General features: G+C 68.1%; 17 protein-coding genes and 1 tRNA gene. 8 read left to right on the forward strand and 10 right to left on the reverse strand.

Annotated elements, in window-relative coordinates:
• Window positions 1–72: 72 nt before the first annotated feature.
• Window positions 73–822 carry a GTP cyclohydrolase I FolE gene (gene folE, locus V5F26_RS12130; RefSeq protein ID WP_370640589.1) on the reverse strand — a complete coding sequence of 250 codons (750 nt, stop codon included), beginning with the start codon at window positions 820–822 and terminating at the stop codon, window positions 73–75.
• A 355-nt stretch (window positions 823–1,177) separates the two neighbouring features.
• On the opposite strand from folE, the gene V5F26_RS12135 reads away from it, so the two are divergent.
• Together V5F26_RS12135 and yidD are read left to right on the forward strand one after the other, a co-directional pair.
• Window positions 1,178–1,636, forward strand: a complete 459-nt coding sequence (locus V5F26_RS12135; RefSeq protein WP_394057930.1) for an iron-sulfur cluster assembly scaffold protein — start codon at window positions 1,178–1,180, stop codon at window positions 1,634–1,636.
• Window positions 1,623–2,021, forward strand: a complete 399-nt coding sequence (yidD, locus tag V5F26_RS12140; RefSeq protein ID WP_394946040.1) for a membrane protein insertion efficiency factor YidD — start codon at window positions 1,623–1,625, stop codon at window positions 2,019–2,021. The genes V5F26_RS12135 and yidD overlap by 14 nt, the downstream gene beginning before the upstream one ends.
• A gap of 4 nt (window positions 2,022–2,025) precedes the next feature.
• Here the strand turns inward: yidD and V5F26_RS12145 are convergent, their stop codons facing one another.
• Window positions 2,026–4,647 carry a hypothetical protein gene (locus V5F26_RS12145; RefSeq protein ID WP_394946041.1) on the reverse strand — a complete coding sequence of 874 codons (2,622 nt, stop codon included), beginning with the start codon at window positions 4,645–4,647 and terminating at the stop codon, window positions 2,026–2,028.
• 223 nt (window positions 4,648–4,870) lie between these two features.
• Between V5F26_RS12145 and V5F26_RS12150 the strand changes: the two genes are divergently transcribed.
• The gene (locus V5F26_RS12150; RefSeq protein ID WP_394946042.1) at window positions 4,871–6,286 is read left to right on the forward strand and encodes a hypothetical protein; all 1,416 of its coding nucleotides are present in this window, start codon (window positions 4,871–4,873) and stop codon (window positions 6,284–6,286) included.
• A 39-nt stretch (window positions 6,287–6,325) separates the two neighbouring features.
• On the opposite strand, the gene V5F26_RS12155 is transcribed toward V5F26_RS12150, so the two are convergent.
• Complete coding sequence (locus V5F26_RS12155) at window positions 6,326–7,975, reverse strand: long-chain-fatty-acid--CoA ligase (protein ID WP_394057902.1); 1,650 nt, start codon at window positions 7,973–7,975, stop codon at window positions 6,326–6,328.
• A 63-nt stretch (window positions 7,976–8,038) separates the two neighbouring features.
• On the reverse strand, window positions 8,039–9,802 hold the full coding sequence (locus tag V5F26_RS12160; protein ID WP_394057932.1) for an acyl-CoA dehydrogenase family protein: 1,764 nt from the start codon (window positions 9,800–9,802) through the stop codon (window positions 8,039–8,041).
• Window positions 9,803–10,234: 432 nt separating this feature from the next.
• On the opposite strand from V5F26_RS12160, the gene V5F26_RS12165 reads away from it, so the two are divergent.
• Window positions 10,235–10,942 carry a TetR/AcrR family transcriptional regulator gene (locus V5F26_RS12165; RefSeq protein WP_394946043.1) on the forward strand — a complete coding sequence of 236 codons (708 nt, stop codon included), beginning with the start codon at window positions 10,235–10,237 and terminating at the stop codon, window positions 10,940–10,942.
• 135 nt (window positions 10,943–11,077) lie between these two features.
• Here the strand turns inward: V5F26_RS12165 and V5F26_RS12170 are convergent.
• Window positions 11,078–11,154: transfer RNA gene (locus tag V5F26_RS12170), tRNA-His, on the reverse strand.
• A 297-nt stretch (window positions 11,155–11,451) separates the two neighbouring features.
• Here V5F26_RS12170 and V5F26_RS12175 point away from each other — a divergent pair.
• The 3 genes from V5F26_RS12175 to V5F26_RS12185 all read left to right on the forward strand — a co-directional run bounded on the left by V5F26_RS12175 (window position 11,452) and on the right by V5F26_RS12185 (window position 14,567).
• A complete protein-coding gene (locus tag V5F26_RS12175) occupies window positions 11,452–12,246 on the forward strand; it encodes a thymidylate synthase (RefSeq protein WP_394946044.1) in 795 nt (264 codons plus the stop codon).
• A gap of 75 nt (window positions 12,247–12,321) precedes the next feature.
• Complete coding sequence (locus V5F26_RS12180) at window positions 12,322–13,611, forward strand: MFS transporter (protein ID WP_394946045.1); 1,290 nt, start codon at window positions 12,322–12,324, stop codon at window positions 13,609–13,611.
• A 104-nt stretch (window positions 13,612–13,715) separates the two neighbouring features.
• Window positions 13,716–14,567 carry a protein-methionine-sulfoxide reductase heme-binding subunit MsrQ gene (locus V5F26_RS12185; RefSeq protein ID WP_394946047.1) on the forward strand — a complete coding sequence of 284 codons (852 nt, stop codon included), beginning with the start codon at window positions 13,716–13,718 and terminating at the stop codon, window positions 14,565–14,567.
• Here V5F26_RS12185 and miaA read toward each other — a convergent pair.
• Entirely contained in the window at window positions 14,555–15,499 is a 945-nt protein-coding gene (gene miaA, locus V5F26_RS12190) for a tRNA (adenosine(37)-N6)-dimethylallyltransferase MiaA (RefSeq protein WP_394946048.1), read from the reverse strand. The genes V5F26_RS12185 and miaA overlap by 13 nt on opposite strands.
• On the opposite strand from miaA, the gene serB reads away from it, so the two are divergent.
• Entirely contained in the window at window positions 15,498–16,397 is a 900-nt protein-coding gene (gene serB / locus V5F26_RS12195; protein WP_394946049.1) for a phosphoserine phosphatase SerB, read from the forward strand. The two genes, miaA and serB, sit on opposite strands and share 2 nt — an antisense overlap.
• A gap of 42 nt (window positions 16,398–16,439) precedes the next feature.
• Here the strand turns inward: serB and V5F26_RS12200 are convergent, their stop codons facing one another.
• The 4 genes from V5F26_RS12200 to hflK all read right to left on the reverse strand — a co-directional run bounded on the left by V5F26_RS12200 (window position 16,440) and on the right by hflK (window position 20,393).
• Window positions 16,440–17,915, reverse strand: coding sequence for a DegQ family serine endoprotease (locus tag V5F26_RS12200; RefSeq protein ID WP_394057916.1), 1,476 nt, complete (start codon window positions 17,913–17,915; stop codon window positions 16,440–16,442).
• A 225-nt stretch (window positions 17,916–18,140) separates the two neighbouring features.
• On the reverse strand, window positions 18,141–18,335 hold the full coding sequence (locus V5F26_RS12205; protein ID WP_234049997.1) for a DUF2065 domain-containing protein: 195 nt from the start codon (window positions 18,333–18,335) through the stop codon (window positions 18,141–18,143).
• Window positions 18,336–18,351: 16 nt separating this feature from the next.
• Entirely contained in the window at window positions 18,352–19,248 is an 897-nt protein-coding gene (gene hflC, locus V5F26_RS12210) for a protease modulator HflC (protein ID WP_234049998.1), read from the reverse strand.
• Window positions 19,245–20,393: an FtsH protease activity modulator HflK gene (hflK, locus tag V5F26_RS12215; RefSeq protein WP_394057919.1), complete on the reverse strand. Its 1,149-nt coding sequence runs from the start codon at window positions 20,391–20,393 to the stop codon at window positions 19,245–19,247. Before hflK ends, hflC begins: the two co-directional genes overlap by 4 nt.
• Window positions 20,394–20,533: the final 140 nt, after the last annotated feature.

Below are 20,533 nucleotides of genomic sequence, written 5' to 3' on the forward strand. Positions count from 1 at the left end.
GGAGGGCTCTTCAAGCAATGGGGCCGCCCCTTGCGGCGCGGCCCCGAATGAAAGCGAAGGCTGTCTTGCGCTTCAGGCCTTGTTGGCGCGCACCATGGTCATGAAGCGCACCTGCTCGGCCGGATCGTCGCGGAAGACGCCCGTGAACTGGCTGGTGAGGGTGGTGACCCCGGCCTTGGTGATGCCGCGCATCGACATGCACATGTGCTCGGCCTCGATCATCACCGCCACGCCACGGGGGCGCAGGCCCTCATCCAAGGTGGTGACGATCTGGGAGGTCAGGTGCTCCTGGGTCTGCAGGCGCTTGGCGAAGGTGTCCACCACCCGCGCGATCTTGGACAGGCCCACCACCCGTTCCACCGGGAAATAGGCCACATGGGCCTTGCCGTAGAAGGGCACCATGTGGTGCTCGCAGTGGGAATAGAAGGGAATGTCCTTCACCAGCACCATGTCGTCGAAGGTGCCGATCTCGCCGAAGGTGCGGTCGAGCAGATCGTCGCTGCCTTCCCGATAGCCCGCGAACAGCTCGTCATACGCCTTGATGACGCGCTTGGGCGTGTCCAGCAGGCCTTCGCGGGCGGGGTCCTCGCCCATGTAAGCGAGCAGGGTGCGCACGGCCGCCTCGGCCTCCGCGCGGGAGGGGCGGGGGCTGCCGTCGGGCAGGGGCGGAAACGCCATGAGCGGCGCGGCCTGACCGTCCTCGGTCGCCTTCTTCGCCTTCTGGCCCTGGGACGGGTGCGCCTGGGACTGGCGCGCCCGGGACTGGCGCTCGCGTTCCTCGTGTTCCGCCTGCGCCTTGAACAATTTCACCACCGCGTCCATGACGTACACAACTCCGTTCGACCTGCCTTGGCGATCCGCCGGATGGCAGGAGTGTCACCGGTCGTCGGCTACGCATGCGCGGGTGCCTTCCCCAACCGCGCCCCGCCTTGCGGCGGCGGCCATGCCGTCCGTACCCTCCAGCCTGGAGCATTTCCAGGCGAAGCTTTATCATGGGGCCGCCCGGGCTTCCGCGCAAGCGGTGCCCCACACAAGCGGCTCACAGCCGGGGCGGGGGCCTTACCGGCGCCCGGCGCAGCGCTATATAAAGCGCAGGAAGCATCCGGCGCGGGGGCAGCGGTGTCGCGCGCCGATCACGTTTGCGTACGGGACCGGCATGGCCGGCGGGTTCGAGCCCATGATCAACGATATCTACAATGCGCGCATCCTGGCCCTGGCGGCCGAGATTCCACGGCTGGGGCGCCTTCAGGCCCCGCAGGCCACTGCCAAGGCCCATTCCCGCCTGTGCGGCTCCACGGTGGTGGTGGACCTCGCCATGGACGGCGACACGGTGAGCGATTTCGCCCACGAGGTGCGGGCCTGCGCCCTGGGGCAGGCGTCTTCCTCGCTCATGGCCCGCCACGTGGTCGGCGCCAAGGCGGCGGACCTGCGCGCGCTGCGCCAGACCATGCTCAAGATGCTGAAGGAGAACGGCCCGCCGCCGGAGGGCGCGTTCGACGAATTCAAGGTGCTGGAGCCCATCCGCGACTACAAGGCGCGGCACGCGTCCACCATGCTCACCTTCGACGCGGTGGTGGATTGCATCGACCAGATCGAGGCCGCGCGGGCCGGGGTGGCGAACAGTGCCGCTGAGTGAGGGGCCGCAGCGGCGGGGCACTCTCGACGACCTGCCCTGGTCCAGCCCGCAGGGGGCGGGGCGCGGCGTTCTGCGGCTGATCGGCCGGCTGCCGCGCCTGGTGCTGCGGCTGCCCATTCTGGCCTATCGCTACACTCTGTCGTCCTTCATGGGGCGGCAGTGCCGCTATCTGCCCACCTGCTCGGAATATGCGGACGAGGCCATTTCCCGCCACGGCGCGTGGCCGGGCCTGTTCATGGCCACCGCGCGGCTGTGCCGGTGCCACCCCTGGGGTGGGCATGGTTATGATCCGGTGCCGCCGACGCTGCCGGCGGAGGGCCGCTGGTATCGCCCCTGGCGCTATGGCCGCTGGCATTTCAAGGCCGAGCGGGTGGATGAGGGCTGACGGCTCAGTCGCCGGGCGCGAGGCAGCTTGAGGAGGCTGTTACCATCGCCTGCCACACGGCGGCGACGGCCGCGTCGTTGTTGCAGCTGTCATGGGTCCGTTCCAACTGCTCGCGCAGGTTCATCTGCAGCGGCTTGGAGAGCCACCAGCTCATGGAGACCTCGCGGATCTTCTGTGGGCTGGCGGCGCCGATGGGGCATGTGCCATCCAGCGCCTCGGGCCACACCTTGATGTGCGCCAGATTGGTGCCGCAGCGGGCGCCGAAGCGCTGCCGGAGCCAGCTTTCCGCGGATGCCACGGCCAGCCGTCCGCGACCGCCCCGCACGGTGGAGATGGCGCCGATGGGGCCCGTCACCTCCGGCAACCATACATGCTCGTCCGCATCGGGCACCACCACACCGCGAGCGGTGCGCTCCTCCGTGAGGGCGCTTTGGGGGTCGTTGGAGATGACGAGGATGAAGGGCGCCAGTCGCGGTTCCACGTCCACCACCGCCTGCGCCAGCTCCAGCGCGCTCTCGGCCCCGAAATTCTCGAAATAGCCGCCGTCCACCAGCCGGTCCACGATATCGGCGCCCGCCTGATGGATGGAGCCCGGCGGCGAGATCACCGGGAAGCGCGCGGAATTCAGCGCTGCCGTGGACAGGCGCACGTCCAGGTCCGCACGTAACAGGCCGTGGAAGTCGATGACGTGGGTGAAGAGCGGGCATTCCACCCGCTCTCCGCCGCTCGGGCAGGAGCCCCGGGCCGCATAGACCGGCTGGAGGTCGGTGGTGATGATCCGCTGGCCGGTTTCCACCGATGTCCCGTTGAGCACCAGGAACGGCGCCCACACCGCGGGGTCCCGCTCCGCCGTCAGCAGTGGAATGGCGAGGCGGTGCGGCGCCGCGGCGGGGCCGGCCGTCGCGATGTCCGCGAAACGCTGCTCCCAGGATTGCTCGAGCAGGGCCGCGCGGTCTTGCAGAAAGGCCTGCACCTGGTCGTGAAAGGCGAGGCCGAAGAAGGTGGCCGTCAGGTAGTCACCGCTGGTCAGGCTTTCCAGGCAGTCCTGCCAGGTGCCGACATTGCCTCCGAACCAATAGGGCTGCGGGCCGGCGGCGCAGGGCGTCGCGTGCCCGTCCCGTGAACCGAGCGCGGCGGCGGCGACCGCCGCTCCGTAGGCGCCGCCGGAGACGCCGGAGATGGCGAAGATGCGGTTGGCCACGTCCACGCCCGCCAGGGTGCGCGCCGCCTGCGGGCTGATGCGCCGATCGTCGAAAGCGGCGCGCACCAGCTTCGAACCGTCCGCGCGCGTGAGGGTGAAAGGCTCCTCGAGCCTGGCCAGGTCCAGGAAATGGCCGATCACGCTGGCCGTGAAGAAGCCCGCCCGGCTCGCGCCGCCGGCCGCCGCGATGATGATGGGCCGGGGGCAGGCGCCGGGATCGGTCTCGCAGCCATTGGCCCGCATCCAGAGGAACAGGGCCGTGTTGAGGCTGGTGCGCCGGTAGGAGGGCTCCTCCGCCATCACGGTCCGCACGCGGTGGTTGTCTCCATAAAGGTAGACGGCCACGACACTCAGCCCCAGCAGCGCGGTGATGAGGGGAAAGCGCAGGCGCCTGCCCAGCGAGGAGAGATAGGCGAGCAGCGGCACCCAGCCCCCGAGAATGAGCGGCACCGCCATGGCCAGCGGCAAGGCGCGCGCCAGCCACAGCGGATTGGCGATCAGGACGGCGAACACCAGCACCGCATAGAACAGCAACAGCAGGCGGCCCGTGGCGTGAAGCTCCCCGTCAGGATCGCCGGCGCGCGGCGCGATGCCGAGCCCGCGGAAGAGGAAAGCGAGTCTGCGCCCCAGGGCGGCATCGAACCGATGGAAGGCGCCGATCTGCGTCAGCCGGCTGCGCAGCACGGCATAGAGGAGGAAAGGCGCCACGCACACCAGCATCACCTGGGTGATGAGTTCCAGCTGGGCGCGCACCGCCTGGGCCACCGCCGCGTCCGCGAGGGTGGGCAGGTTGATGATGGCCTTCTGCGCCCCAATGGCGAAAGCCACGAAGGTCAGCGCACCCAGCAGCCGCGGCACCTGGCGGATGACGAAATGGGTCCAGCGGTCCCGCCCCGGCAGCGCGGCGGGCGCCGATGCCGGAGTGTCAGCGGATGTTCCGGCATCGTCCTTGTCCCCTGGGGTGAGGTCGGCCGGGGAGGGGGACACGCCGGGGTCCTGGCGCGCGCGGCGCGGCGGCGCGGCGGCGTGGTCTCGCCGGCGGACAAGGGCGGCAATGCCTTCGTCGGTTTCCAGCAGCAGCCGGGCGGCGTAATGAACGGGCACCGCCCAAAGCAGGAAGATCGCCGCGACGAGGCGAAGGATGGCCGGCGAAAGGCCCGCGCGCTCCGCCAGGGGTGCCCCCGCCATGGCGACATCCACCAGGGTGTCCTGGGCCTGGGTCAGCGCCAACATCATGAGAAAGCCCAGGCCGGCGCTGGCGAGGGGGATGCGCACCACCCAAAGAATAAGCCCGAAATCCAGCGCCCGAGACCACAGCCGGGCGATCCAGCCGGGCTCCCGTGGCCCGGGGCCGGGAGTGGTGTCGGTGGACGGCGAGAGAGTGAGCCGCGCCGGGCTCGGCCGTGATGAATCCGAGTGAGCCATGTGCGAACCTGCCCGGTGTGCGCCCGCGCTCATGCTGGGAGAGCGTCCGAATGTAGCACTCCGGCGCGTGTCGCGCGAGCGTGCTGCGCCATGCAACCATCTGCTCAGCTTCGCCGACCTGAACGGCGACGTTTCCGCTTCGGCTTGCGGCGCCCCGGCGGCACTGCCTATGCTTGTCGCGCATTTCGACGGGCCGAAGCAGGCGCGAGCCGGAGGGCATGGGGTGACGATCTCGGTGGTCAGTGGCGGGCCGGTTTCCGACGTGGCATCAGCTGCGGCGCGTTTTGCTCTGGGAACCCTCGAACTCTTGGGGCCGGCATCGGCGGGATCGCCGCTGATGGCGCGGGTGCGCCTGCCGCTGGAGCCGTTCAAGGCTGGCGCGGCGGGCGCGCAGCAGGTGGCCGGGCTGTGGTTCGGCACCGTGCGCCAGGATGGCCGGGCCGAGAGCTTCCGGCTGATCTCCGAGGATGGCGGGCTGGTGGTGACGGGGCAGGTGGGTTCGGACCTGATGCTCGACGTGTCCGCGCTGGCCTATGGGCAGGTGGTGGACATCACCTCGGGCCAGATGGCGGTGGGGGCGGGTGGCGCGCTGAGCCTGGTTCTCGCGGGAAAGATGTCGCTGCCGCAGCCGTCGGGGCAGGAATTCCACGTGCATTGGGACTCCTGGTACGAGAAGCCCGATCCCGCTTATCCGGAGGTCTTCTACCTCACCAATCTGCCGCCCTACGTCTCCACGGTGACCCTGTGCTTCGCCCGCCCGCAGGTGACCTACGAGGGGTTGGACGACGATGTCTTCATGACCACCGGTCTCCAGTTCCAGGGCACGGGCCACCAGCTGAAGAACGCGCTGGACCTGCTGCGCCTGCGCCGTCCCGGCATTCGCATCGCGCTCGCCGTGCAGCAGGGCGGGAAGCTGGGCTTCGAGCCCTATGACCGCGAGGGCTGGGCGGGCATGAACGGCACCCACTTCCGCGCGCTCAGCCTGTTCCTCGACCAGATGGGCATTCGCGACATCGACGTGGACTATGAATGCGTCGCCGCCTCCATGGAGGGGGACAAGCACTGCCTCGTAAAGCCCAACAAGGACGTGTGGTGCTACACGGACGGCGAATTGGTGCGCGTCATCAAGACCTTCCGCGACAAGTTCCCGCGCCCGAAATATCGCCTCGCCTTCGATGCCTATAACACCGGCGCCTATTTCGGCCCCTATTCGCAGCAGAAGCCGGTGGGTTGGAATCACGGCTATGTGGCCGCCCTGGCGCGCGACCCCAAGGCGCGCGCGGCCATCGATATCATCAACATCATGTCGTTCGACGAGAAGCCGGGATATGACCCGGTGCGGGCGCTGGAGGCCTACCAGTATCACTTCCCCCAGGCGTCGGTTTTCCTGGGCTTGCGCTCCGGTCCGCCCTGGCATGGGGACGTGAAGCGATCGCTCACCGATGTGGTGGATTTCGCCAATGCGGCCATGCGGCTGAAGGCGGGCGGCCTGTGGCTCTATTCGCTGCTTTGGGACGTGGGCGAGCCCCATGGTCCCTATGGGCCAGACAATCCCGACGCGGACATGATGGCCCGCGTGGTGGCGGAGCGCTTCCATCTGCCCGGCGCGGATCAGCCCCTGGTGAGCAACGGCCGGTAAGCCGGCCCGCCCGTGGGGGCGCGCCGGCTTGCCGTGAGCTCAGCTCATGAAGGCGTCGGGACCGTTGCCGGAGATCTGCTCCAGGATGATCTGGCGCACCGCCTTCTTGGAGAGCTTGCCGGTGGCCGTGTGAGGCAGTTCCGGCACGATCACCACATCGTCCGGAATGGTCCACTTTGCGATTTTGCCCTCGTAATGGGCGCGCATGTCGGCGCGGGTGAAGCTGGCGCCGGGCTTCAGCACCACCACCAGCACCGGCCGTTCGCCCCAGCGGGAATCCGGCTTGGCGACGATGGCCGCCTCCTGAATGGCGGGGTGGGCCTGGGCGATGTTCTCCAGCTCGATGGAGGAGATCCATTCGCCGCCGGACTTCACCACGTCCTTGGTGCGGTCGACGATCTGGATGAAGCCGTCTTCGTCCTGGGTCACCACGTCGCCGGTGTTGAACCAGCCGGGCATCTCCTCATGGGCGGGGCTGTGCGGCGTGTTGAAGTAGGAGGCCGCCACCCACGGCCCGCGCACCATCATGGCGCCGAAGCTCTTGCCGTCGCGCGCCACCTGCTGGCCGTCGGCGCCGGCCACGCGGAACTCCATGCCGAACAGCGGGCGGCCCTGCTTGCATTCCAGCGCCAGCTTGGCTTCGGGGTCGAGGGCCTCGTGCTTGGGCTTCAGGGCGGCGGCGAGGCCCACCGGGCTCGTTTCCGTCATGCCCCAGGCGTGGCGCACCTTCACGCCCATATTGTGGAAGCGCGAGATCATGATGGGCGGGGTGGCCGAGCCGCCGATCACCACCCGCTTCAGGGAGGTGAAGCTGCGGCCGTGCGTATCCATCCAATCCAGCAGGCCGAGCCACACGGTGGGCACGCCGGCGGTGAAGGAAACCTTCTCGCCTTCGAACAGGTGGTAAAGGCTGGCGCCGTCGAGGTGGGCGCCGGGCAGCACCAGCTTGGCGCCCACCATGGCGCCGACGAAGGGCAGGCCCCAGGCATTCACATGGAACATGGGCACGATGGGCGCGATCACGTCCGCCGCGGAGAAGCCGAAGGCGTCCGGCATGGTGATGGCCATGGCGTGCAGCACGCAGGAGCGGTGGCTGTAGAGCACGCCCTTCGGGTCACCCGTGGTGCCGGACGTGTAGCAGAGGCTGGAAGCGGTGTTTTCGTCGAAGGCGGGCCACTCGAAGCTGTCCGGCTCGTCGGCGATCAGCGTTTCATAGCACAAAAGGCCCGGCAGCGCCTCGGACTTGGGCATGTGCGCCTCGTCCGTCATGGCCACGATGGCCTTGAGGTCCTTCAACTGCCCGGCCAGCTCCTCGACGATGGGCAGGAAGGTGAGGTCGAAGAACAGCACGCTGTCGGCGGCATTGTGGATGATGTAGGCGATCTGCTCGCGGAACAGGCGCGGATTGATGGTGTGGCACACGAAACCCGATCCGGAGACGCCGAAATAGAGCTCCATGTGGCGATAGCCATTCCATGCCAGGGTGCCGACCCGGTCGCCCGGCTCAAGGCCCATGCGGGCGAGCGCGTTGGCGAGCTTCTTGGTGCGCTTGGACAGCTCCCCATAGGTGTAACGGTGGAGGCCCCCCTCCACCGTCGCCGATACCACCTCCCCGTCGGAGTGATAGGCCTCCGCATGCCGCAGAATGGATGAGAGCAGCAGCGGGACATCCATCATGGTTCCGAGCATGGTTTTCCTCCGTTTGAAAGCTGTTGTGTTCGGTGTTGTCGTTGAGCGTCGTTCGGCGGGCGCTCAGAAGGCGTCCGCCGGAAGGGTCATGAGCGAGGGCGCGCCATGGGCCAGCGCGGCTTCCAGGCCGAGCGTCTCCGGCAGCATGCGCTCCATGAAGAAGCGCGCCAGCGCCGGCTTGCGCTTGGCCACCGGGGTCGCCTGGTCGCCCAGGGCGGATGCGGCAGCGGCCATGCGCACCCACATCCAGCCGAAGGAGACGAGGGCGAACAGGCGCAGATAATCGGTGGCGGCCGCGCCGGCCTCGATGGCGCCGCCATGCTCCGCGAGGCGGGCGGTGGCGCTCTTCAGCCGCGCCAGCGCATCCGCCGCTGGCCGCACCAGCTCGGCGCCGGCCAGGGGCAAGGCGGCATCGAGATCCGCTTCCACCAGCGCGAAGAAGCGCAAGGGCAGCGTGCCGCCGTCCATGGTGATCTTGCGGCCCACGAGGTCCATGGCCTGGACGCCGTTGGTGCCCTCATAGATCTGGGCGATGCGGGCATCGCGCACATACTGCTCCATGCCCCATTCGCGAATGTAGCCGTGGCCGCCGAACACCTGCTGGGAGGCGACCGCCGTCTCGAAGCCGAAATCGGTGAAGGCAGCCTTCACCACCGGCGTCATCAGGGCCACCAGCGCGTCCGCCTCCTGGCGGGCGGCGGCATCGGGATGATGGGCGGCGACGTCCATCTGCAAAGCGGTCCACACCGCGAGCGCGCGGCCGGCTTCCGCGAAGGCGCGGCCCTTCAGCAGCATCTTGCGCACATCGGGATGGGTGATGATGGCCACTGGCCCGGGCGTGCCATCGGCCCCATGGCCCTGCAGGCGCTCGCGGGCGTAGGCCACGGCCTTCTGGTTCGCGGCTTCCGCGATGCCCAGGCCCTGGATGCCCACGAACAGGCGCTCGGCATTCATCATGGTGAACATGGCGTTGAGCCCGCGGCCGGGTTCGCCCACCAGCCAGCCGGTGGCGCCGTCATAGTTCATCACGCAGGTGGGCTGGGCGTGAATGCCCATCTTATGTTCCAGCGCCCCCACGCTCATGCCGTTGCGCTTGCCCAGGCTCCCGTCCGCTTCCACCAGGAATTTGGGGCACAGGAACAGGCTGATGCCCTTCACGCCCTTGGGCGCGTCCGGCAGGCGGGCGAGCACCAGGTGGATGATGTTGCCGCCGAAATCCTGGTCACCCGAGGAGATGAAGATCTTTGTGCCGGTAATGGCGAAAGAGCCATCGCCATTGGGCGCCGCGCGGGTGGAAAGAAGCCCGAGATCCGTGCCGGCCGAGGCCTCGGTGAGGGCCATGGCGCCGGTCCACTCGCCGGAGATCATCTTCGGCAGGTAGGTGGCCTTCAGCTCGGCGCTGGCGTGATGGCCGATGGCCTCCACCGCGCCGCGGGTGAGGCCGGGGAACAGGCCGAACGACAGATTGGCCGACGACAGCATCTCGTCGAGCAGGATCTGCAGCACGCGCGGCAGGCCCTGGCCGCCGAATTCCGCATCGCCCGAAAGGCTGCACCAGCCGGCATCAGCGAAGGCGCGATAGGCCTCGGCCACACCCTTGGGCGTGGTCACCTTGTCGCCGGAGAGAGTGCAGCCTTCCTCGTCGCCGGGGCGGTTGAGGGGCTCCAGCACGCCGGCGCAGAACTTGCCGCCTTCCTCCAGCACGCTCACCGCCAGCTCGGTGTTCACCTCCGGATAGCTCGGCAGGTCGGCCATGGCCTGATCGAAGCTGAAGACGTGCCCCAGCAGAAAGGCGACGTCATCGACGGGCGGCACGTAAGCGGCCATGGGCATGTCCTTGGTGTTGAAGGGGCGCGCGGAAGTACGACGCACTCGGGCGGCGCCCTGCGGCAGCGCGAAATGGCGGGGAGGAGGGCGGAGCACGGCGCGCGGACCATTGCCGGCAAAATGTCCCAGCCATCCGGTGCCGCGCGGGTGCGCTGCGCCGATGCTTGGTTCCTGGGCCTGCCAGAGGTCTCGCCACGTTTGGTGATCTCCGCTCTTCCGCTATGTATCAAACGATTGTTACACTCCGCAAGAGGCGAGCGCGACGCGGCTTTCGCAACCATGGTCGAATGTGTTGAGGCGCTGGTGTTCCGGCGCCGGGGCGGGGTAAGGGAAGAGACGGATGGATGATCGACCCGCCGGCCTGCGACGGCCGGGGCGAGTTCGCAAAGCGGTGGGCGCGGCCTGGCCGGGCGCCGCAGCACGAGGTGTGGGGTGAGCGACAGCACGGCATCGGGCAAGGCCCACGGCGCGGCGGCCAAGGCCCAGCGGGCATCCGGCAAGGCCGCGGCGGCATCAGGCGGCGTGCCGACCAGGGTTGGCGGCGAGCTGTTCGCGGGGGAGATCAGCGAACGGCATCGCGCCATTCTGGAGGCGGCTGCCAGCCTTTTCGCGGAGCGCGGCTATGCCGCCACCTCGGTGCGCGACATTGGCGAGCGGGTGGGGCTGCTGGGCGGCTCGCTCTACCACTACATCAAATCCAAGGAGCTCTTGTTCATCAAGATCCACGACACCGCCTTGCAGGTGGCGGAGGATCGCATTCGCGCCGCCATCGAGCAGGAGAGCGACCCCTGGGCGCGGCTGGAGGCGGCCTGCGTGACCATGCTCGGCATCCAGCTCGACCCCCAATCCATCACCATGCCGCTGATGAATGATTTCCTGGCGGTGCCGCGCCATGTGCAGGAAAGCCTCATCGCCAAGCGCGACGCCTTCGAGCAGATCTTCGTGGCCCTGGTGGCGGACCTGCCGCTGGCCGAGGGAATCGACCCCGGCGTCTATCGCCTGCTGCTGCTCACGCTCTTGAACAATGTGGGCCTGTGGTATCGGCCCGGAGGCCTGTCGCCGGAAGATATCGGCCGCCAGATCGTGACCATCTTCCGCCACGAGGCCGCTGCCGTGGCTGCGAAGGGCAAGGGGCCGTAGCGCTAGGCGCCCGACTCGCTGGCGCATCCCGTGCGACAGGTGCCCGCAGCGAAACCGGCTGGCAAGGCGGCGGGATCATGCGGATCCAGACAAGCCGAATCGTGAATGCGCAGACATGTAATGGGTGTTTTGCGGTGGTACAGGTGGGTGGGCTCGAACCACCGACCTCCGGTTCCACAGACCGGCGCTCTAACCAACTGAGCTACACCTGCACGCGCTTCAGCGCGGGGCGCCGAAGAGAGCGCGGAACCTACGCAAGCTCTTCACACATTGCAAGAGGGGGAAGGGGGAAGATTGGCGAGTCGTGCACAGGGCATGCAAGGGGCGTGCATGTGGCTGCTGCCGGCCCGCGCTTGTGGGCCTTCCACCTTGGGGCAGTGGCGATGCGGGCGTGTTGGTGTAAAGCTGGCGCGTCTCGGCCGGGGGGGCCTGGGGATAGGGCGCTTCCGGGCGAAGTGGGAACCGCTTCGCGTGAAGGAAGCGCGCAAGGACAAGCGCTCTGGGGAATCATGCAGCAGTATCTCGACCTTCTGAAGCGCATTCTCCATGAGGGCGCGCGCAAGGACGACCGCACGGGGACGGGGACGCTCAGCGTGTTCGGGCACCAGATGCGCTTCCGGCTCGACGAAGGCTTTCCCCTCGTCACCACCAAGAAGCTGCACCTGAAATCCATCGTGCATGAGCTATTGTGGTTCCTCGCCGGCGACACCAACATCCGCTACCTGAAGGACCACGGCGTTTCCATCTGGGACGAGTGGGCCGATGCCAATGGGGACCTTGGCCCCGTCTATGGCCATCAGTGGCGCTCGTGGCCCAATCCCGAGGGCGGGGTGATCGACCAGATCGCCCAGGTGGTGGCGGACATTCGCAGGAACCCCGATTCGCGCCGCCTCATCGTCACGGCGTGGAATCCGGCGGATGTGCCGAAGATGGCGTTGCCGCCCTGCCACTGCCTGTTCCAGTTCGCGGTGGCCGAAGGCAAGCTTTCGTGCCAGCTCTATCAGCGTTCGGCGGATGTTTTCCTTGGCGTGCCCTTCAACATCGCTTCCTACGCGCTGCTCACCCACATGGTGGCGCAGGTGTGCGGGCTGAAGGCGGGCGATTTCATCCACACGCTGGGGGATGCCCACCTTTACCTGAATCACTTTGACCAGGCCCGCGAGCAACTCACCCGCAAGCCCCGCGCCCTGCCGCGCCTGGAGTTGAACCCGGAGGTGAGTGACCTCTTCGCCTTCCGTTTCGAGGACGTGCACTTCGCCGGCTACGATCCCCATCCGTCCATCCGGGCGCCCGTGGCGGTCTGAGCGGCCGGCGCCTCTGCCCTTGGCGGAGGTCGGCCCTCGGAGCTAGACTTACCGTCAGTGGGCTGGGGGCGTGGCATGATTGTCGATGAGCAGGTTGGTGGGCGGGATGTCGAACAGGCAACGCTCACGGGGTGGATCGTCTGGGGCACCGCGGCGCTCTTCTATCTCTACGAGTTCTTCGTGCGCGTTGCCCCCTCGGCCATGGAGCCGGAGCTTCAGGCCAATTTCCGCCTCTCGGCGGAAGCGCTCGGGGCGGCGGCCGGGGCCTATTACTTCATCTATTCGCCCATGCAGCTCTTCTCTGGCACGGTCATCGACCGTTTCGGGGCCAAGCGTACGCTGGTGGTCGCGGTGCTGATCTGCACTCTCGGCGCATTCGTGGAGGTGATGGGCACCCATCCCATGCTGCTGTCCTCCGCGCGCTTCCTGCAGGGGCTGGGTTCCGCCTTCGCCTTCGTCGGCACCATGTATCTTGCGGCGGACTGGTTCCCGCGCTCCATGCTGGCGCTGCTCGCGGGCCTCACCACCTCTCTGGGCATGGCCGGCGCCATCATCGGCAATTCCGGCACGGCCTTCATGGTGGAAACCATCGGCTGGCGCGGCGCACTGCTCGCGGCGGGTGGGCTTGGCCTCTTCATCATGCTGCTCATCCTGCTGATCGTCCGCTCGCATCCCGAGGCGGAGGCCCGCAACGCGGCGCGCAAGCGGCCCCATGTGCTGGATGCCCTGAAGGTGGTGTGGTCCAATCCACAGAGCTGGTATCTCGGTATCGTGGGCGCCGCGCTTTACATGCCGCTCTCCATCCTCGGCGCGCTGTGGGGCGAGGACTACATCCGCGCGGTCACCGGGGCGGATGCGGACCAGGCGGCGGCCGCCGTCTCTGTCATGTATGTGGGCTGGCTGGTGGGCGGGCCCATCGCGGGCTTCGTTTCAGATCGCTATCGCTCACGCCGTGCGCTGCTGCTGGGCTCGGCGGTCGCCACCTGCGCCGTCACCCTGGCCATCGCCCTCATCACCAATGTCTCGATCACCGGCATGTACGGCCTCATGCTGCTGCTGGGGCTGGCCTCCACCTCCCAAGTGGTGTGCTTCGCCTCCGCGGTGGAGCACAATCCGCCGGAGGTGACGGGCACGGCAATCGCCGCCACGAATATGATGATCATGCTGCTCGGCGGGCTTGGCGAGTGGGGCTTCGGCGTCCTGCTGGATGTCTTCGGCGAGGGGAGCGGCACCGCCCTCGACCCCCATGCGTTCCGCATGGCCATCGGCCTTCTGCCGGCGATTTGCATGGTGGGCCTGGGCGCGGCGCTGCTGCTGACCGAGGCGCCCGAGCGCGAGCCGGCTGCCGAAGTCTTGGCGGCCTGAGGGCGCGGCCTCACGCCATCGTGTGCGAGGGGCCGTAACATTGGCGCACTGCGCGGCGTATCGGGGGGGAGGGGCTCTCTCTCGCTCCACGCAAAAGGCCGCGCATGTCGCTCTTTCATGAACGCTCCGGCGCCTTCAGCCGGGAAAAGACGGGGTTCCTGCTACTCTCGCTCCTGCCTGCTGCATGGCTTTGCGGGCTGGTGCTGAGCGGAGGGCTGGGCGCGCGCCCCTGGACCGGAGCCATTCACTTCACGGGCCTGTGGGCCATCCGCTTCCTGGTGCTGACGCTGGCGGTCACGCCCCTGCGGCGGCTGTTCGCGGCACCGAAGCTGTTCTTCGGGCGGCGCATCCTGGGCCTGGCCGCCCTCGGCTATGGCCTGCTCCACCTGCTGCTTTTCATCATCGACCAGGGGCCCCTGAGGGCGGCTTCCGAGATTGTGCTGCGCGCGTACCTGACCATTGGCGCGGTCGCGGTGCTCCTGTTGGTGGTCCTTGGTGCCACTTCCACCGATGGCGCCATTCAGCGCCTGGGCGCGCGGCGTTGGAACCTTCTCCACAAGGCGGTCTATGTCATCGCCCCGCTGGCGGCGCTGCACTTCTTCATTCAGTCGAAGCTCGACGTGACCGAGCCAGTTCTGATGAGCGGCGTGCTGCTGCTGCTGGGCCTCTATCGCGTGACGTTCTGGCTGAGGGGGCAGGTGACGCCGGGTCTTCTCGCCCTCCTTTCCGTGCTGGCGGCCGTGCTGACGGCGGGCGTGGAGGTGGCTTGGTATGGCCTCGCCACACGCGTGGATCCGTGGCTGGTGGCACAGGCGAACCTGACATTCGACATCGGCCCGCGGCCCGCCTGGTGGGTGCTCGCCGGGGGGCTTGTGGTGGCCGTGCTCGCGGCCTTGCGTCAACGTTGGATGGTGCCGCCCCGCCGTGCCGGCCGTGCCCGCCCTCAGCCGAGCTGAGGGGGCAGGGCGGCCAGCAGCTGTTCCAGCGCGTCCTCAGGGCGTGCGCGCGGCCAATCGGCCATCTGATGGCGGAAGAAGGTGCGTTGGCGCTTGGCATAGCGCCGCGTGTCGCCCTGGCCTTCGGCGATGGCCTCCGCAAGGCTCATCTCGCCGGCCAGATGGCGGGTCAGGGCCGGGGCGCCATGGGCCTTGAGGGCTGTGCGCGCGGGATCAAGCCGCCGGGCGGCGAGCCGGCGCACTTCCTCCAGGGCCCCCTGATCCAGCATCGACAGGAAACGCTCATCGATGCGCCGGCGCAGGATTTCGGGATCGACCTCCAGCACCAGGCGCACGCACAACTCAGGCGCAAGAAAGGGGGGCTGAGCCGCGCCTTGCCACTGCGAAATGGGGCAGCCGGTGGCTTCCGCGACCTCGAGCGCGCGCAGGATGCGCTGGCGGTCATTGGCGCCGATGCGCGTGGCGGCTGGTGGGTCCACCTGCTGCAGGCGGGCGTGCAGGGCGGCATTCTCCATCCCCTCCGCCGCACCGCGTACGGCCGCACGAACCGCCTCGGGGATCGGGGGGACCTCCACAAGCCCTTGCGTCAATGCACGAAAATAAAGCCCGGTGCCGCCGACGAGAATCGGCAGCCGCCCCGTGGCCCATGCGCTGGCCAGCGCCGCCTGGGCGTCGCGCAGCCAATGGCCGACAGAATATTCCGCATCCGCGTCCACATGGCCATAAAGATGATGCGGTGCACGCCTAAGGTCCGCGTCGCTCGGCCGCGCCGTGAGCACCGCAAGATCGCCATAGACTTGCATGGAATCCGCATTCAGCACGATTCCTCCCGTGCGCTCCGCGAGCGCGAGGGCGAGCGCCGACTTGCCGCTGGCGGTGGGACCTGCGATGAGCACCGCCGTCCCCTTCTGTCCTGTCTCCGGTTCTTCCATGGCCTACGTTGCAACGCTGATTTCGAATCCATCTGCCCCGGCTTTGACCCGTGAGGCAATCCACGACGCGCGCGCCGTGCTGCCCCATGCCCAGGAACCGGTGATCCTCGACCCCGATGTGGCCGCCGACATCCACTTCGCGCCCACGCTCGGCGCCGATTCCCGCGCCATCGCCGACAAGGTGCGCGCCGCCCTGAAGGGCGCGCCCATCGACGTGGTGGTGCAACTGGAGGCCGGCCGGCGCAAGCGTTTGTTCCTTGCCGACATGGATTCCACCATGATCCGCCAGGAATGCATCGACGAGCTGGCGGACGTGGTGGGGGTGAAGGCCCATGTGGCTGCCATCACCGAGCGCGCCATGCGCGGCGAGATCGAGTTCGAGCCCGCTTTGCGCGAGCGCGTGGCGCTGCTGCGGGGCCTTTCCGCCTCTGTGGTGGACGAGGTGCTGCGCGATCGCATCCATCTCACGCCCGGCGGACAGGAACTGGTGGGCACCATGCGGGCGAACGGGGCCTATACGGCCCTCGTTTCCGGCGGCTTCACCCTGTTCACTTCGGCCATCGCGGCGCGCGTGGGCTTCGACGAGCATCGCGCCAACACCTTGCTGGTGGATGGCGGCGAGTTCGTGGGCGCGGTGGCCGAGCCTATTTTGGGCCGCGACGCCAAGTTCGCGACCCTGGTGGAGCTGCGCGACCGCTTCCACCTCGCCCCCTCCGAAACCCTGGCGGTGGGCGATGGCGCCAATGATCTCGCCATGCTGGCGGAAGCCGGGCTGGGCGTCGCCTTCCACGCCAAGCCCCAGGTGGCCGCGGCGGCCCATGCCCGCATCGACCATGGCGACCTCAGCGCGCTGCTCTACATGCAGGGCTATACGCGCGAGGAATTCCACCCGCTCTGAAAATGGGCCGCGCCACTCAGCTCGTGGCGCGGCGGGCCTGCCTCAGTTGAGGGGCAGGGTGACGAATTCCTGCTGGCCTTCACCATCGGAAACCAGCAGCAGCGCCGACTTCTTCTTGGCCTTGCGCAGCGCTTCGATCTGCTTTTGCACATCGGCGGGGGTGGAAACAGGCTCCTGGCCCACCTGCACGATGACCTGACCGGCGCGCAACCCCTTGTCCGCGGCATCGGTGCCGGCCTCGACGGCGGTGATGACGGCGCCCTTGATCTCCGTCTTGATATTGTAGCGCTTGCGCAGCTCTTCGCTCATGGGCGCAAGGTCCAGGCCCAGGGCGCGCTTGGGGGCGGCCTTCTGGTCCTCCCCAGCCTTGCCGGCCTCCACCTTGTCGTCCTCGGGCATGCGGGCGACCTTCAGCCGCAGGCTTTCCTCCTTGCCCTTGCGGATCACCACCACGTCCACCTCGCGCTCGGCCATGGTGTCTGCGACGGTGCGGGTGAGGTCGCGAATGGTCTTGATGTCGCGCCCGTCGAACTTGACGATGACGTCGCCGGGCTTCAGCCCCGCTTTGGCTGCCGGGCCGCCCTCGCTCACCACGCCCACCAGCGCGCCGCGCGGCTTGCCCATGCCGAGGCTCTCTGCCAGCTCGTCGGTGACGGCCTGGATGCGCACACCAATCCAGCCGCGCCGCACCTCCTTGAACTGCTCAAGCTGGGCGATCACCGGCTGTGCGGTGGCGGAGGGCACCGCGAAGCCGATGCCGATGGACCCGCCGGACGGAGAGATGATGGCGGTGTTGATGCCCACCACCTCGCCTTCCATGTTGAACAAGGGCCCACCCGAATTGCCGCGATTAATGGCGGCATCGGTCTGGATGAAGTTGTCGTAGGGGCCGGAATTGATGTCGCGGTTGCGGGCCGAAACCACGCCCACCGTCAGGGTTCCGCCGAGACCAAACGGATTGCCGATGGCCATCACCCAGTCGCCCACGCGCAGTTTGTCCGAATTGCCGAACTTCACGGCGGTGAGCGGCTTGTCCGGCTTCACCTTCAGGAGGGCGAGGTCGGTCTTGATATCGCGGCCGATCAGTTCCGCTTTCAGCTTCGAGCCATCATTAAAGTTGGCGTAGATCTCGTCGGCATCGGCGATGACGTGGTTGTTGGTCACGATCAGGCCCGAAGGGTCGATCACGAAGCCGGAGCCGAGGGAGGACACCCGCCGGGAGCGGCCCTCTCCGCCGTCTTCCTGCCGATGCTTGAAGAATTCGTCGAAGAAATCCTCGAAAGGCGATCCGGGGGGCAACTGCGGGGTGGGCACGCTGCGGGAGGCGGCGACCGTTTGCGAGGTGGAGATGTTCACCACCGCGTCCATGACGCGCTCAGCCACGTCCGCGACGGTGTCCGGGCCCTTGCCGGACGCCGCGGCCACGGGGCCACCTGCCAGCACGGGCAGGACCAGGGACAGGGCCAGGGCAGCGGCGACGAGCGGCCGGCGACGAAGGAAGCGGCGGGACAAGGGCATCGGTCTCCTCGGAGCTTCAGCGACCTGCGGAGGCTGCGCCGGGTGCAGCCAGGGCGCAAGGGCAAATGCGCGAAGCCGCTTCACATCCTTGCCCCGGGCGCGGGAGCGAGGGCGATCGGCAGCATCGGGCCGGCCGAAGAAGTCGAGACGCGGCAGGGAATCGAAAAAGAGAGCCAGGGCAATCGCCAGGAGCGCGCGCCCCGCGCGCATGGCCTTAGGGCCGTTTCAATGCGCCCCCGTGCGCACCAGGAAGACCACAAGCACCCCGGCCGCGCCGACCGCGAGCCCGGCGATGCGCATCGGGCCCTCGGGGGCGTGGAGCACCGCGAGCATCGCGCGGCGCCAGGCATGGGGGAACGCCGCGAGGCAGAGTCCCTCGATGGCGAGCATAAGGCCCAGGGCGGCAAGCAGGTCGGTCATGCCGCCCCGGATCTGGTCAGTTCGCGCCCGGCTTCGCCGCAGCGCCGCCGAAAGGATCGCGGAAATAGCGGAAGAAGCTGGAATCCGGGCTCACCACCAACCGGGTATCCGACGCCTTCATGCTGGCCTCATAGGCCTGCATGGAGCGGTAGAAGGTGAAGAAGTCCGGATCGCGGCCGAACGCGTCGGCGAAGATGCGGTTGCGTTCCGCATCGCCTTCGCCGCGGAGCTGCTCGCCCTTGGAGTTGGCCTCGGCCAGGACGATGGCGGCTTCGCGATCGGCGCGGGCGCGCAGGCGCTGGGCGGCCTCGTTACCCTGGGCGCGGATCTCGGCGGCCTCGCGCTGGCGCTCGGTCTGCATCCGCTGGAACACGGCCTGGCTGTTGGCTTCCGGCAGGTCGGCGCGGCGGATGCGGACATCGACCACGGTGATGCCGAAGCCGGCGGCCTCGCGATTCACCTGCTCGCCGATCTGGCGCATGAGGTCCTCGCGCTGGTCACGCACCACGGCGATGAATGTGTTCTCGCCCAGCACCCGGCGCAGGGCCGAGTTGAGCACCGTCGCAAGGCGCGAATTGGCGGCCTGGATGGAGCCCGCAGCCTGATAGAAGCGCAGCGGATTGGTGATGCGGTAGCGCGCGAACGCGTCCACCACGATGCGCTTCTGGTCCGAGGCGATCACTTCCTGGGAGGGATTTTCCAGGTCCAGGATGCGGTTGTCGAGATAGACGACGCTGTCGATGAACGGCGCCTTCCAGTGCAGGCCCGGCGTGGTGACGGGCTCCAGCGGCTCGCCGAGGCGCAGCACCAGGGCCTGCTGGGTCTGGTTGACGATGAAGGCGGACGAGTAGACCACCACCAGGGCGATCACCGCGAGGATGGCGAGCACACCGCCGAAAACGTGATTCCTCATCGCGTGGCTCCCTGGGTCTGGCTGGTGGCGGGCGCCGTGGGCCGGCGCATCATGTCGTTGAGCGGCAGAACGGGCACCACGCCCGTGCTCCCTCCGGGGCCGGAGGTTGATGCCACGCCGGGATCCACCAGAACCTTGTCCACGCTGCCGAGCACGCGCTCCATGGTTTCCAGGTACATGCGCTCGCGCGTCACGTCCTTGGCCTTCTGATACTCGTCATAGACCTTGAGGAAGCGCGCCGCCTGGCCGCGGGCTTCCACCACGGTGCGCTCGCGATAGGCCTGGGCCGAGTTCTCGATGCGCGACGCCTCACCGCGCGCCTCGGGCAGCACCCGGTTGGCGTAGGTTTGGGCTTCGTTCTGGGAACGCTCGGCGTCGGCGCGGGCGGCCTGCACGTCGCGGAAGGCATCGATGACCTGGGCCGGCGGATCCACCTTCTGAAGCTGGACCTGGGTGATACGCACACCGGCTTTGTACTGGTCGAGGGTGTGCTGCATCAGCTCCTGCACGGCGGTCTCGATATTCTGGCGCGCGCCGGTGAGGATCGGCTGAATGTCCGTGCGGCCGATGACCTCGCGCATGGCGCTTTCGGCCACGGCCTTGATGGTCCCCTCGTTGTTCTGCACGTTGAAGAGGTATTGCTCGGCGTTGGAGATCACCCAGAACACGGAAAAGTCCACGTCCACGATGTTCTCGTCGCCCGTGAGCATCAGGCTTTCTTCTGGCACGTCACGCGCCATCGCGCTGGGGCGGCGGCCGTCGTCCGCCACGCGGATGCCGACGTCGATGCGGTTGACGCGAGTCACCTTGGGGGTGAGTACCGTCTCGATGGGGTAGGGCCAGTGATAATTGAGACCCGGCTGGGTGAGGCCCACGAACTTGCCGAAGCGCAGCACCACGCCCTGCTCGTCCGGCTCCACCCGGTAGAAGCCCGAAAGAAGCCAGCCACCGATGACCAGCGCCACCAGAAGGATGGCGCCCTTGAAGCCGAAGGCATCCGGCATCATGGTTCGCAGCCGGTCCTGGCTGCGGCGGATCAGGTCTTCAATGTCCGGAGGCGTGGGTCCCGAGGATTGCGGTCCGGAACTCCAAGGACCGCGCGGCCCGTTTCCCCATGGGCCGCCACTCTGATTCTTCCACGACATCCGTCGTCTCCCGTCGGCGGTGCCGCGCAAGGGCGCCCGCGTCACACCGTGTCTTGCCCGAAGCACCGCGCGGGGCGGAAGGCCCGCCCGCTTCCCCGCGCCCTGCGGCCCGTTCGCGTGGCCGCCTGACGGGCGTAAAC

The organism is Xanthobacter variabilis, from assembly GCF_043831965.2.
Taxonomy (GTDB): domain Bacteria; phylum Pseudomonadota; class Alphaproteobacteria; order Rhizobiales; family Xanthobacteraceae; genus Xanthobacter.